The organism is Aeromicrobium alkaliterrae (assembly GCF_039529015.1).
Taxonomy (GTDB): Bacteria; Actinomycetota; Actinomycetes; order Propionibacteriales; family Nocardioidaceae; genus Aeromicrobium; species Aeromicrobium alkaliterrae.
On record NZ_BAAAME010000004.1, the window covers coordinates 288,323 to 301,426 of the forward strand.

Below are 13,104 nucleotides of genomic sequence, written 5' to 3' on the forward strand. Positions count from 1 at the left end.
GCGAGCTCTCCGGCGGCCTTGGCCGTGAACGTGAGGCCGAGGACGCGCTCGGGGTCGACACCGACGTGGCCCACGAGCCAGACGACGCGAGCGGCCATGACGGCCGTCTTGCCCGAGCCGGCCCCCGCGATGATCGAGTACGTGCCCTCGCGGGGGGCCGTGATGGCCTCCCGCTGCTCGGGACTGAACGGGATCTCCAGGACGGCGCACAGGTGCTCGACGTCCCGGATGGCACCGGCACTGATCGCGCCCGTCACCGGTCGGACCCGATCGTGAAGGAGGTCTTGGCCGGGCAGACGGCGTCGAACTCGCAGAACGTGCAGGTGGCCGGGGTGGCGGCGAGGTTCTCCGAGCGCATCGTGTGCACCGCCCGGCGCATCAGGTCGTGCACGAAGAACTCGCCCTCCTCGACCGGCGCGGCCTGGTGCTGGACCTTCGGGGAGTCGGGGGCCTTGGCCCCCTCGGCGATGCGCAGCTGCACGAGCTCGCTGCCGCCGACGTCGTGGTGGCCGTCGATGCCGGCCGTGCGCACCGCGAGCGTGTAGACGCCGAGCTGCGGGTGCTCGGTGACCTCCGCAGCGGACGGCGCGTGCTTGCTGTTCTTGAAGTCGACGACGTGCACGCGGCCGTCGGCGTCGAGCTCGACCCGGTCCATCGACCCGCGCAGCACGACCTGCTCGCCGTCGATCGTGAGGTCGGCGGTGAACTCGTGCTCGGCGGCGATCGGCGTGCGGCCGTGACTGACGTGCCAGGTTGCGAAGCGCACGAGCGCCTGGTGGGCGTCGGCCTTCTCGCGCTCGCTGATCCAGGCGGTCTCGTGGCCGAGGCGGTGCCACACGGCGTCGAGGTGGGCCTGCAGCTCGGCGACGCTCGGCCGCTCGAGCCCGCGCCGGACGACGTCGGCAGCGACCGCGTGGACGACGAGACCGAAGCCCTGGGCCGTCGTGGAGCCGCGCGATCCCTGGGCCTCGCTGGCCAGGAACCACTTGAGCGAGCAGCCCGTGATGCTCGTCAGGCTCGAGCCCGACAGGCCCAAAGGCTGCTCGGGGTCGCGCAGCGGGACGTCGGAGACCGTGAGGTCGGCCAGCCCCCACCACGTGTCGGGGTGGGCAGCGCGAGCGCGACCGGCGTCGCTGCGGGCGATGCGCGCGAGCAGGCCCGCCGCCGAGGCCCGGACCTCCGGATCGGGGTCGTCGGCCGCCTTGCGCAGCTCGGTGACGATGCCCCGCAGCGACAGCGGCCGCGCGGGGCGCCCCTGCGGCGCGCCGCCGTCGAAACCGGCCGCCCGGAGCTCGTCGTGGAAGCGCGACGGGCCCCCGGCCTCGTCGGAGCCGGAGTCGACCGCTGTGACCACGAGGTGCTCGCGCGCGCGGGTGAGCGCGACGTACATGACCCGCCGCTCCTCGTGGAGTCGCTCACGGGTCGTGGGAGCGGGGCCGTTGAGGAGGTCGGGGCGCAGCAGGGAGGGCCGCGCCGCGAGGTCGGGCCAGACGTCCTCCTGCACTCCGGCGACCACGACGACCGGCCACTCCAGGCCCTTGGCGCGGTGTGCCGTCATCAACCGCACCGCGGCCGGCCGCGCGGTGCTCTCGGCCAGGCGGTCGGCCGGCAGGCGCTGGGCCCGCAGGTCGGCGAGGAACCCCGCCACCGAACGACGGCGATGGCGCTCCTCCGAGCGCGCCGCGTGGTGGAACAGCGCGACCAGGGCGTCGAGGTCGCGGTCGGCCGCGACCCGCTCGCTGCCGCCCGACTCCCAGGCCTGCTCGAGGCGCGACGGCCAGTCGGTGCCGTCCCACAGCGCCCAGAGGACCTGCTCGGGGGCCTGTCCGTCACGGATCAGCTGTGCCGCGCGCGCCAGCAGTCGGGCGAGTCGCCGGACGACCGTGTCGGCAGCACCGACCTCGGTGCCGGCGTCGGTGAGGGTCGAGACGGCCCGCGCCAGCAGCACGCGCGACGGCGTCTCGCGGTCGTCGGCGCGCAGGCGCCGGCCCAGGGCGCGCAGGTCGGGGGCGTCAACCCCGGCCAGCGGCCCGGTGAGCAGGGTGTGCGCGACCTCGGGCTCGAGCTCCTCGCCCGCCGCCAGGGTGTCGGCCGCGGACAGCGCCCCGAGGAGCACCCGCACGGCGGGCTCGGCCACGAGCGGCACCTCGTCGCCCGAGACCTCGCACGGCACGTCGGCCTCGACGAGGGCGCGCTGCAGACGGGAGAGCTGGGACGAGGTGCGCACGAGCACGGCCATGTCGGACCAGGAGCGGCCCTCCTGCAGGTGCTCGCGGCGCAGCACCTCGGCCACGTGCTCGGCCTCGGCGGTCTCGCTGGTGAAGCTGAGGACCTCGACCGTGCCGTCGGTGGGTGCCACGCAGGTGAGCTCGCGGTGCCGGCGGACGACGTCGACCGGGAGCCCCCTCGCCTGCAGCGGCGGCAGCACGCTGACCGCGGCGTCGCGGATGCGCTGCCCGAAGCGCCGCGTGGTGCCGAGCACCGCGACCTCGGCCCCCGGGAAGTGGCGCGGGAACAGCGCCACGCCCTCGGCGTCGGCGCCGCGGAAGGCGTAGATCGACTGGTCGTGGTCGCCGACCGCGACGAGCTGCTGCTGGGGCCCCACGAGCTTGCGCAGCACCTCGACCTGGGCCGGATCGGTGTCCTGGTACTCGTCGACCACGACTAGGCGCAGGCCCGAACGCAGGCGGTCGAGCGAGACGGGGTCGTCGAGCAGGGCGGAGGTGCGGACGACGAGCTCGGCGTAGTCGGTCAGGTTGGCGGCGTCGGTGACCTCGCCGTACTCGTCGAGGACGTCGGCGATACGGTTCCACAGGGGCCGCTCGGCGCTGACGGCCAGGCCGCGCAGGTCGTCGGTCGTGAGCGTGCCCGCGGCGAGCGCCCCGAGGAACGCGCCGAGCTCGGTGGCGAAACCGCGGGTGCGCAGCGCGGGACGCAGCTCGGCCGGCCACGACTGCGCCTCGTGGCCCCCCAGCAGCTCGGCGAGGACCGCGTCGGACTCGGCCGCGGTCATCAGGGTGGGCGGTGCGGTGAACACCTCGGGGTCGGCGTGGGTGCGCAGCAGGCCGTAGCACCAGGCGTGGAACGTGGTGGCCGTGACGGGAGCGCCGCCACCGAGGCGGGCCGCGACGCGCTCGCGCAGCTCCTCGGCCGCCTTGCGGCTGAACGTGAGCATCAGGACCTGGTCGGCCGTGACCTCGCCCGCGGCGATGCGCTGCGCGACGAGCTCGACGACCGTGGTGGTCTTGCCGGTGCCCGGACCCGCGAGCACGAGCAGCGGCGGGCCCCCCGAGGATCCGGCACCGTGGTCGACGACGGCCTGCTGCGTCGGGTCGAGCGACGGCACCACGACCTCGGCCTGGCGAGGCCGGCGGAGCTCGTAGTTCAACGTCACACGGTCATGCAATCAGAGGCCACTGACATCCGGTGGGACGACCGCTCTGACCACGTCGACGCGCCCCCGCTTCACGGGCGTGCCCTCGCGCTGCCACTCGCGCTGGGCGTCGAGCACCAGGTGTGCCGGTAGCGATCCGTCGGCGCGGACGACGCGCCACCACGGCACGCCGTGGCCGTCGCGCGCCATCACGCCGCCGACCTGACGCGGCCCCCCGCGACCGATCTCCTCGGCGATCAACCCGTACGTCATGACGTGACCAGGAGGGATCGCCTCGACGATGCGCAGCACCGCCGCGGCGAACTCCTCGCTGGCCATGACGTCAGGTGGATCAGTACGAAGGCTGGCTCGGGTCGATCTGGTTGACCCAGGCCACCACGCCGCCGCCCACGTGCACGGCGTCGGAGTAGCCGGCGCCCTTGAGCACCGCGAGCGCCTCGGCCGAGCGCACGCCCGACTTGCAGTGCAGGACGACCTGCGTGTCCTGCGACAGCTGCGCGAACGCGTTGCCGTTGAGGAACTCGCCCTTGGGGATCAGGATCGAGCCCGGGATGTGGTTGATGTCGCGCTCGACCGGCTCGCGCACGTCGACCAGCACGAAGTCGCGCCCGCCGTCGCCCCGCTCCTTCAGCCAGCCGTCGAGCGTCGCGACGCTGATCGTGGAGTCGGCAGCCGCCTCGGCCGCCTCGTCGCTGATCGCACCGCAGAACGCCTCGTAGTCGCCCAGCAGCTCGGTGGGGAGCGTGCCGTTCGGGTCGCGGCGGATCTTGAGCGTCGCGTACCGCATCTCGAGCGCGTCGTACGTCATCAGGCGGCCGATCAGCGGGTCGCCGATGCCGGTGATGAGCTTGATCGCCTCGGTGACCATGATCGAGCCGATCGACGCGCACAGGACGCCCAGGACTCCACCCTCGGCGCACGACGGGACCATGCCCGGCGGCGGCGGCTCGGGGTAGAGGTCGCGGTACTGCGGACCCTCCTGGGCCCAGAAGACGCTGACCTGGCCCTCGAAGCGGTAGATCGAGCCCCACACGTAGGGCATGTTCAGGATCACGGCCGCGTCGTTGACGAGGTAGCGCGTCGCGAAGTTGTCGGTGCCGTCGACGATCAGGTCGTACTGGGCGAAGATCTCCAGCACGTTGTCGTTGTCGAGGCGCTCGTTGTGCACGATCGTCGTGACGTACGGGTTGGTCTCGGCCACCGACTCCGCGGCGCTGACGGCCTTCGGACGGTCGATGTCGGACTGGCCGTGGATGATCTGGCGCTGCAGGTTCGACTCGTCGACGACGTCGTCGTCGATGATGCCGAGCGTGCCGACGCCGGCTGCGGCCAGGTACAGCAGCGCGGGGCTGCCGAGGCCGCCGGCGCCGATGACCAGCACCTTGGCGTTCTTCAGACGCTTCTGACCGATCATTCCGACGTCGGGGATGATCAGGTGACGGCTGTAACGACGCACTTCGTCGATCGTCAGCTCGTCGGCGGGTTCCACCAGGGGCGCGACCACGGCTACTCCTCGTTCGGTCTCGATGTCGTCGGTGTCAACAGCGCGGCAGGCGGATGTGTTCCGCCGCGGCAGCAGCACCGGGATGACTCCATTCTCCCGGCTCCCGCCACGGCCGCCAGACCGAGGTCCGCGCCGTGAGATGACCGCCCGGTAACCTTGCGGACGTGACCGACGCCCCGACTCTGCAGAACTCGGCGGGCCGACCGCGCTCCGGCCGGCTCCCCCGCTCCGCCCGCAAGGCCCAGCTGCTCGAGGTCGCGCTCGCGGTGTTCGTCGAGCAGGGCTACCACGCGGCGTCCATGGACGAGATCGCCGAGCGTGCGGGCGTCTCCAAGCCCGTGCTCTACCAGCACTTCCCGGGCAAGCTCGACCTCTACCTCGCGCTGATCTCCACCGCCTGCGACACCGTGATCGGCGCGGTCCGCGAGGCGCTGGCCTCGACCCAGGACAACCGTCGCCGCGTGCGCGCCACGATCGAGCTGTGGTTCGAGTACGTGGCCCGCGACGACGCGCCCGTGCGGCTCGTCTTCGAGTCCGACCTCACGAGCGACCCCGAGGTGCGCGACCAGCTCGACCGCGTCACGACCGAGTCGGCCTCGGCCGTCGCCGAGGTCATCAGCGAGGACACGGGCCTGCCCGAGGCGGCGGCGCACCTGCTCGCCGTCGCCCTCGTGAGCATGGGCCAGGTCTCGGCCCGCCACTGGCTCGACTCGCAGTCGACGGTCTCGCGCGAGGACGCCACCCGCATGCTGGCTACGCTCGCCTGGCGAGGCATCGGTGGCTTCCCCAAGGACGAGCCCCCGGCCGCCTGACCCGCGACCCGAACCACGCTGCACCCACTGACGAACGGAAGGACCCCTCCATGGAGGTCAAGATCGGTGTCCAGAACGCTGCCCGCGAGCTGTCGCTGGACACGTCGAGCTCGCCCGACGACGTGCTGAGCGAGCTCAACCAGGCCATCGCCGACTCCTCGGTCTTCAGCATGACCGACGACAAGGGCACCACGGTCGCCGTGCCGGCCGACAAGATCGCCTACGTCCTCTTCACGGGCGACACGGGCCGCGCCGTCGGCTTCGGCCACAGCTGACCCACCCCGCCCTGCGTCGCGTCGGGGCGGTGGATCTACCACGGAATGGCCGATACCGGCCCGTGGCCGGTGGATCTGCCACCTTCTCGGCAGCCATGCGGTGGTGGATCCACCTCCCACCCCGGCGGCGTCCACATTCGGTGGCGGATCGACCGGCCCTGCGGCGCTCAGTCCCGGCGGCCCGACCGCAGGTCGAGAACCGCTTCGTGCGGGCCGCCGCAGCGCTCGGAGCCACCGACCCGCGTCCACTCGAGGGAATGACCCGCCTGCGTCGTGGATCCGTCGGCGGCGGTGAGCTGCACGACCACCTCCGGCGGCGTGTCGACCAGCATCCATCGGTGCTCTCCACCGCCGGCCGGGTCCTGCAGGTCCGGCCCCACGAGCGGTGCCGGCGGCGCGTCGGAGCACCCCGTCTCGCTGCAGAGAACGCCGCCGCCGGCAGGCGTGATCACCTCCACGCTCGCGGCATCCGCTCGCACGACGAGCTCGTGCACGTACCCGACGGCGGGGCAGACGTCATCGTTCCAGAACCGGGTGCACCCACTCACGGCGACGACCACGGCCAAGCCCGCGATGAGCCCGGTCAGGGTTCCCCGCGGCCGCAACGCGCCGCCTAGCTCGCGAGGCCGAGGCGGTCCATGCGGGCCGCGTGCGCCTCGGTGAGGCGGGTGAACATGCGGCCGATCGCCGCGAGGTCCATGCCCGGCGAGTCGGCGCCGCCGACCAGCAGGGTGCTCAGGTCGTCGCGCTCGGCCACGACCATCTGGGCCTGGCTCAGGGCCTCGCCCATCAGGCGTCGCCCCCACAGCGCGAGGCGCCCGCCGACCTTGGGGTCGCGCTGGATCGCGGCGCGCACCTCGTCGATCACGAACTCGCTCGAACCCGTGCCGCTCATCGTGTCGAGCACCAGCTCGCGGGTCTCGGAGTCGAGGAACGCCGCGATCTCGCGGTAGAAGTCGGCTGCCAGGCCGTCGAACACGAACGCCTTGACCAGGCCCTCGAGGTAGTCCGACGGCTTGGTCTTGCGGTGGAACGCCTCGAACGTCGCGGCGAAGGGCGTCATCCGCGCGTACGGCTCCTCGCCGAGCTCGACCAGCCGGTCGCGCAGCTTCAGGAAGTGCCCGAACTCCGACGTCGCCATCTGCGCGACCTCGACCTTGGTGCGCAGGTCGGGCGCCATCTTGGCGTCCTCGGCGAGCCGCTCGCAGGCGATGATCTCGCCGGAGGCCAGCAGGCCGAGGAGCTCGACGATGCCGGTGCGGTACGCCGGGTCGTCGAAGGCCGGGTTGCTCGGGGCCGCCGGTGCTGCGCCGGTCGCGTCTGCGTCACTCATGGTGTCCGCAGCGTATCGCCGCCCTGCCCGCAGCGCCGGATGCGGCTCGCCGGGCCGTCGGCCGGTACGCTGGGCCCTGCCCCTTCGGGCCGTATCTGGGTCGTGAGCTCATCGGACGTCGTCGTCTGCGCCATCACGACACGTACCGATCATCCCGTTCCACTTCCTCACGATTCGAGAAGACACTGACTACCTTCACCGATCTGGGCGTCCTGCCCGAGATCGCCGACGCTCTCTCCGAGGTCGGCATCACGTCCCCGTTCCCCATCCAGGAGATGACCCTCCAGGTCGCGCTCATGGGCACCGACCTCATCGGTCAGGCCCGCACCGGAACCGGCAAGACGCTCGCGTTCTCCATCCCGGTCATCCAGCGCGTCGTCGCGCAGGCCGACGAGGGCTACGGCGAGCTCGCCGCTCCCGGGAAGCCGCAGGCGCTCATCATCGCCCCGACCCGCGAGCTCGCGCTCCAGGTCGCCAACGACGTGAAGCTGGCCTCCAAGCACCGCGGCACGCGCAACCTCACGATCTACGGCGGCGTTCCGTACGAGCCGCAGCTCGAGGCGCTCGAGGCGGGCGTCGACATCGTCGTCGGCACGCCGGGCCGCATCCTCGACCTGGCCAACCGCCGCGCGCTCGACCTGTCGCACGTCCAGGTCATGGTGCTCGACGAGGCCGACGAGATGCTCGACCTGGGCTTCCTGCCCGACGTCGAGTCGATCCTGTCCAAGACCCCCGAGTCGCGTCAGACGATGCTGTTCAGCGCGACGATGCCGGGCGCGATCGTGTCGCTGGCGCGCAAGCACATGCGTCACCCGATGAACATCCGCGCCGAGAGCTCCGAGTCGGGCCAGACCGTGCCCACCACGGCGCAGTTCGTCTTCCAGGCGCACGACCTCGACAAGCCCGAGATCGTCGCGCGCATCCTGCAGGCCGAGGACGTCACGCAGGTCATCGTGTTCACGCGCACCAAGCGCCAGGCCCAGCGCCTGGCCGACGACCTCGCCGACCGCGGGTTCCCGGCGGCGCCGCTGCACGGCGACATGGCGCAGGGGGCCCGCGAGAAGGCGCTCCAGCGCTTCCGCGAGGGTGGCGTGAAGACGCTCGTCGCGACCGACGTCGCGGCGCGCGGCATCGACGTCGCCGGCGTCAGCCACGTCATCAACTACACGTGCCCCGAGGACGACAAGACCTACGTGCACCGCATCGGCCGCACGGGTCGCGCCGGACTGACCGGCATCGCCGTCACGTTCGTCGACTGGGCCGACATCCAGCGCTGGAAGCTCATCAACAAGACGCTCGAGCTGCCGTTCGAGGACCCGCAGGAGACGTACTCGAACTCCGACCACCTGTTCCACGACCTCGGCATCCCGCGCGACGTCAAGGGCCGCCTCAAGCCCGCGACGCCCCGCCCCAAGGAGGACAAGCCGTCCGGTGACCGTGGCGGTCGCTCCGGTGGCGGTCGCTCCGGCGGTCAGGGTGGCGGACGCGGCAACGGCGGCGGTCAGCGCTCGAGCGCACCTCGTGAGGGCGGCAGCCAGGCCCCGGCCGAGCGCCCGCAGGGCGAGGGCGGCGGCGCGAGCCGCAACCGGCGCCGGCGCCGCACCCGCAGCGGCGCGCCGTCGGGCGGCCAGTCCACCGGCGAGTCCAGCGCCTCCTGACCTGACGTTCCTACGACCGCGGCTGCCCGACGAGCACGATCTCGATCTCGGGCATCCGCGGATCGAAGTCGCGACGGTTGCCGGTGACGAACTGATCGGCGCCGGCGACGATCGCGGTGGCCAGGTGGAGGGCGTCGGGGGTCTTCAGCCCGTGGACGCCCCGCAGGGTCGCCGCGACGGCAGCCACCTCGCGCGTGACCGGCACCAGCCGGAGCCGGGCGAGAAGGCCGCGAAGGCGCGGGTGGTGCGGCTCCGCCACGCCCGGGACCAGCGTCTCGGTCAGCAGGAGCACGGATCCGAGCCCGGCGACTCCACCGGGAGCGGCCTCGGCGACGGCATTGGCGAGCAGGTCGCCCCGTGGGTCTCCCGTGCTGGCGTGGATCAGGACGTCGGCGTCGAACGCGCGCACTACCAGGCGGCTCGATCGCGCCGCAGCGCCTCGACGAGCTCGTCGGCGGAGGGGCCGTCCGCCACCACGGGGTCCGGCACCAGATCACTCCGCGCCTGGTCGAGCTCGACCACGAGCCGGCCCGCTGCCAGCATCAGGTCGGCCGGGCGCTCGTGCGCGGCAGCTGCCGCGACCAGGCGGGCGGCAGGCCGACCGTGGCGCGTGATGACGACCTCTTCGCCGCGCTCGACCGCGTCGAGCAGCGCCGCGAGGTTGGCGCGCGCCTCACTCATCGCATGGACCGACATGTACACGACTGTACATACCACCCACGACGTCAGTCCAGGAGCTGCGCCGCAACCTGTCGATAGGCCTCGGCGCCCTTGTGGTTCTTCGCCGTCCCCAGGATCGAGCGACCGATCGCCGGGGCCTCCGCGAAGCGGATCGACTTCGGGATCGAGGGCGAGATGATCGGCAGCTCGTAGGCCGAGCCGATCGCCTCGACGACGGCCTGCGCGTGCTTGGTGCGCCCGTCGTACATCGTCGGCAGGACGCCCCAGACCGTCAGCCCTGAGTTGATGAACTGCTGGACGTCGTTGACCGTCTCCAGCAGCTGGCCGACGCCACGGTGCGCCAGGGTCTCGGCCTGCAGCGGGATCAGCACCTTGTCCGACGCCGACAGGGCGCCGACGGTCAGCACGCCGAGCGTGGGCGGGCAGTCGATGATGATCCAGTCGTAGTCGGCCGCGACCTTGTCGAGCCCGACGCGCAGTCGCTGCTCGCGCCCCGTGCGCGTCACGAGGCCTTCCTCGGCCTGCGTGACGGTGATGTTCGAGGGCAGCAGGTGCACGCCGTCGTCGGTCACGACGATCGCGTCGTCGGCCCGGTGCGTGCCCAGCAGGACGTCACCGACCGTGACGTCGAGGTCCTCGGGGTCGATGCCCAGCGAGAACGTGAGACCGCCCTGCGGGTCGAGGTCGACCAGCAGGACCCGCTGTCCGCGCTCCACCAGCGCCGCCCCGAGGGAGGCCACGGTGGTCGTCTTGCCGACGCCACCCTTCTGGTTCACCACGCTGATCGTCGTCGTCACGCGGCTCATTGTGCCACCGGACCGGGCGGGTTCTCGCCGATGCTGAGATCGCGCCCTCGCGCGGGTGCGGCATGCTGGGACGCATGTCCGCTCGCGCGCTCGTCACCGGTGCCACCGCCGGCATCGGCAACTCCTTCGTCCGTGCCCTCGCCGCCCGCGGCGACGACCTCGTGATCGTCGCCCGCGACACCGCGCGGCTCGAGGCGCTCGCCACCGACCTGCGGGCCGCCCACGGGGTCGAGGTCGACGTCGTGACGGCCGACCTCACGGTGCCTGCCGACGTCGACCGCGTGGCTGCGGTCCTCGCGGACCCCGACCGTCCGGTCGACCTGCTGGTCAACAACGCCGGCGCGTCGCTCGCGGGGTGGTTCGGTGACACCGACATCGCCGACGAGGACCGCCAGCTCGACCTCCTCGTCCGCGCCCCCATGCACCTGATGGACGCCGCGCTCAAGGCGATGGGTCCGCGCGGCCGCGGGGCCGTCGTCAACGTCACGAGCGTCGCGGCGTTCACCCCGCGGGGCGTCTACTCGGCGCACAAGATCTGGCTGACGAACCTGTCGCTGTGGACCGCCTGGCACCACGCCGCATCAGGGGTCAAGGTCATGGCGCTCGCGCCGGGCTTCACCCGCACGGAGTTCCACCAGCGCGGCGAGATGGACGTCTCCGGCGTGCCGCGGTGGATGTGGCTCGACGCCGACCGGCTCGTCGCCGACGCCCTGCGCGACCTCGAGCGCGGCAAGGCCCTCTCGGTGCCCAGCAAGCGCTACAAGGTGCTGACCTTCCTCGCCAAGCACGCTCCGTCGTCGCTCGTCGCCCGCGCCGCGAAGCGCGGCCGATGAGCACGCCGCGGACACTGGTGGTGCCAGAGGGGGTCGAGAGCACGCGGATCGACACTCCGCGCGGGTCCTTCGCGGCGCAGACCGCCCGCGCCACCGACCCGATCGGCCACGTGCTGCTGGTCCCGGGCTGGACGGGCGGCAAGGACGACTTCACGCAGCTCCTCCCCCTGCTCGCGCAGGCCGGGTTCGACGTCACGACCTACGACCAGCGCGGGCAGTACGAGACGCCCGGCCTGCCGGACGACGACTTCTCGCTCGCGGGCTTCGCGGCCGACGCCGCTGCCGTCGCTGCGTCCGTGTCCGACGAAGCAGTGCACCTGCTGGGCCACTCCTTCGGCGGACTGGTGGCCCAGACCGCCGCGATCGAGCACACCGACCGCTGGCGCAGCCTCAGCCTGCTGTGCACCGGCCCCGGAGCGCTCGGCGACTCCGACGTGCGGCCCCTGGCGCAGCTCGCCGCCACCCTCGGGAAGGTGCCACTGGTCGAGATCCACCGGGCCACCGAGGCGGCCAAGGCGGTCGCACATCCTCCGGAGATCGCGGAGTTCCTCGAGCGGCGCTTCGTGGCCAACTCCCCCGCGTCGCTGCGCGCCATGACGCTGCACCTCATCGAGGCGACGGACCGCGTCGACGAGGTCGTCGCGACCGGCCTTCCCGTGTGGGTCGGCTACGGCGAGCTCGACGACGCCTGGCCCCTCGTGGCCCAGGACGAGATGGCCCGCCGACTCGGCACCACGCCGGTCGTCCTGCAGGGCATCGGCCACTCCCCCGCCGTCGAGGATCCCGCCGCCCTCGCCACCGCCTGGCTCCCCTTCCTCACCCCCCGTCCCTGAACGACCGCTCGCGAGTGAATTCCCGCCCCCTCGCGAGTGAGTTTCCGCCCTGCGGCGAGTGAGTTTCCGCCCCTCCCGCTGCCCACCTGGGGCGGGAATCCACTCGCCGGGGGGCGGGAATTCACTCGCGAGCGGTCAGTCCAGGAGGCGGGTGAGCTGGTCGGGGGCGGTGAGGTTGGCGCCGAGGCGGAAGGCCCCGGACTTGCCGGTGCCGTGGTAGTCGCTGGACCCGGTCACGACCAGGTCGAGGTCGGCGGCGATGGCGCGCAGCTCGCGCCGGGCGCGCTCGCCGTGGTCGTTGTGGTCGACCTCGACGCCGTCGAGCCCGGCCTCCTGCAGCCGGGCGAACGCGGCGGCCGTCAGGACGCGGTCGCTGCCGCGCGACCACGGGTGCGCCACCACCGCGCGCCCGCCCGCCTCCTTCAGCAGCTTCACGGCGGTGAACAGCGGCGCCGCGTACCGGTCGACGTGGGCGCGACCGCCGGTGTTGAGCCAGCCGTCGAAGGCCTCGTCGCGGTGCGAGATGTAGCCCTTGGCGACCATCGCGTCGGCGATGTGGGGCCGTCCCGACGCCGCCGCGTCTCCCGACTGGGCCGCGACGTCCTCGAGCGTGATGTGGACCCCGTGCGTGGCAAGGCGCTCGAGCACCAGAGGCAGGCGGTTGTCGCGTCCGTCGAGCACCTTCCGCAGCTCCGCGACGAGCCCCGGGTGCGTCGGGTCGAACTCGTAGCCGAGCAGGTGCACGCTCTCGCCCTGGTAGCGCGTCGAGATCTCGATGCCGCGCACCAGCCGGATGCCGCGCGCATCGGCCTCGACCTGCGCCTCGTCCCACCCCGTCGTGGCGTCGTGGTCGGTCAGGGCGACGACGTCGAGCCGAGCGACCTCGACCGCGTTGCGGACGAGCTCGGCGGGGGTGTCGGTGCCGTCGGACCGGTTGGAGTGGGTGTGCAGGTCGATCCGCATGCCGCTCAGGCT

General features: G+C 72.6%; 15 protein-coding genes. 5 read left to right on the forward strand and 10 right to left on the reverse strand.

Annotation, left to right across the window (positions count from 1 at the left end; genetic code table 11):
• From ABD127_RS09360 to moeZ, 4 genes are all read right to left on the reverse strand, one after another.
• Positions 1 to 257, reverse strand: a 257-nt coding sequence (locus ABD127_RS09360; protein WP_344200400.1) for a UvrD-helicase domain-containing protein, incomplete at its 3' end; no start/stop codon positions are given.
• A complete protein-coding gene (locus ABD127_RS09365) occupies positions 254 to 3,394 on the reverse strand; it encodes an ATP-dependent helicase (RefSeq protein ID WP_344200403.1) in 3,141 nt (1,046 codons plus the stop codon). The genes ABD127_RS09365 and ABD127_RS09360, both read right to left, overlap by 4 nt.
• Before the next feature lie 12 nt (positions 3,395 to 3,406).
• Positions 3,407 to 3,712 (reverse strand): MGMT family protein, encoded by a 306-nt coding sequence (locus ABD127_RS09370; protein ID WP_344200405.1) that lies wholly within the window; start codon positions 3,710 to 3,712, stop codon positions 3,407 to 3,409.
• A 13-nt stretch (positions 3,713 to 3,725) separates the two neighbouring features.
• On the reverse strand, positions 3,726 to 4,898 hold the full coding sequence (moeZ, locus tag ABD127_RS09375; RefSeq protein ID WP_425545805.1) for an adenylyltransferase/sulfurtransferase MoeZ: 1,173 nt from the start codon (positions 4,896 to 4,898) through the stop codon (positions 3,726 to 3,728).
• Between the two features lie 164 nt (positions 4,899 to 5,062).
• On the opposite strand from moeZ, the gene ABD127_RS09380 reads away from it, so the two are divergent.
• Positions 5,063 to 5,710, forward strand: a complete 648-nt coding sequence (locus ABD127_RS09380) for a TetR/AcrR family transcriptional regulator (RefSeq protein ID WP_344200408.1) — start codon at positions 5,063 to 5,065, stop codon at positions 5,708 to 5,710.
• Positions 5,711 to 5,760: 50 nt separating this feature from the next.
• Entirely contained in the window at positions 5,761 to 5,985 is a 225-nt protein-coding gene (locus ABD127_RS09385; protein ID WP_344200410.1) for a DUF3107 domain-containing protein, read from the forward strand.
• Positions 5,986 to 6,152: 167 nt separating this feature from the next.
• Here the strand turns inward: ABD127_RS09385 and ABD127_RS09390 are convergent, their stop codons facing one another.
• The gene (locus tag ABD127_RS09390; RefSeq protein WP_344200413.1) at positions 6,153 to 6,590 is read right to left on the reverse strand and encodes a hypothetical protein; all 438 of its coding nucleotides are present in this window, start codon (positions 6,588 to 6,590) and stop codon (positions 6,153 to 6,155) included.
• Between the two features lie 8 nt (positions 6,591 to 6,598).
• Complete coding sequence (locus ABD127_RS09395; protein WP_344200415.1) at positions 6,599 to 7,318, reverse strand: ferritin-like fold-containing protein; 720 nt, start codon at positions 7,316 to 7,318, stop codon at positions 6,599 to 6,601.
• Between the two features lie 275 nt (positions 7,319 to 7,593).
• Between ABD127_RS09395 and ABD127_RS09400 the strand changes: the two genes are divergently transcribed.
• Positions 7,594 to 8,976, forward strand: a complete 1,383-nt coding sequence (locus ABD127_RS09400; RefSeq protein ID WP_425545806.1) for a DEAD/DEAH box helicase — start codon at positions 7,594 to 7,596, stop codon at positions 8,974 to 8,976.
• Between the two features lie 10 nt (positions 8,977 to 8,986).
• Here the strand turns inward: ABD127_RS09400 and ABD127_RS09405 are convergent, their stop codons facing one another.
• From ABD127_RS09405 to ABD127_RS09415, 3 genes are read right to left on the reverse strand one after another with little or no spacing between them, the layout of a single operon-like run.
• Positions 8,987 to 9,385, reverse strand: a complete 399-nt coding sequence (locus ABD127_RS09405) for a type II toxin-antitoxin system VapC family toxin (RefSeq protein WP_344200417.1) — start codon at positions 9,383 to 9,385, stop codon at positions 8,987 to 8,989.
• The gene (locus tag ABD127_RS09410; protein ID WP_344200421.1) at positions 9,385 to 9,672 is read right to left on the reverse strand and encodes a type II toxin-antitoxin system Phd/YefM family antitoxin; all 288 of its coding nucleotides are present in this window, start codon (positions 9,670 to 9,672) and stop codon (positions 9,385 to 9,387) included. The genes ABD127_RS09405 and ABD127_RS09410 overlap by 1 nt, the downstream gene beginning before the upstream one ends.
• A 29-nt stretch (positions 9,673 to 9,701) precedes the next feature.
• The gene (locus ABD127_RS09415; RefSeq protein ID WP_344200424.1) at positions 9,702 to 10,463 is read right to left on the reverse strand and encodes a ParA family protein; all 762 of its coding nucleotides are present in this window, start codon (positions 10,461 to 10,463) and stop codon (positions 9,702 to 9,704) included.
• Between the two features lie 74 nt (positions 10,464 to 10,537).
• On the opposite strand from ABD127_RS09415, the gene ABD127_RS09420 reads away from it, so the two are divergent.
• A complete protein-coding gene (locus ABD127_RS09420; protein WP_344200426.1) occupies positions 10,538 to 11,296 on the forward strand; it encodes an SDR family NAD(P)-dependent oxidoreductase in 759 nt (252 codons plus the stop codon).
• On the forward strand, positions 11,293 to 12,129 hold the full coding sequence (locus ABD127_RS09425; protein ID WP_344200429.1) for an alpha/beta fold hydrolase: 837 nt from the start codon (positions 11,293 to 11,295) through the stop codon (positions 12,127 to 12,129). The genes ABD127_RS09420 and ABD127_RS09425 overlap by 4 nt, the downstream gene beginning before the upstream one ends.
• Before the next feature lie 135 nt (positions 12,130 to 12,264).
• On the opposite strand, the gene ABD127_RS09430 is transcribed toward ABD127_RS09425, so the two are convergent.
• Positions 12,265 to 13,092: a PHP domain-containing protein gene (locus tag ABD127_RS09430; RefSeq protein ID WP_344200432.1), complete on the reverse strand. Its 828-nt coding sequence runs from the start codon at positions 13,090 to 13,092 to the stop codon at positions 12,265 to 12,267.
• Positions 13,093 to 13,104: the final 12 nt, after the last annotated feature.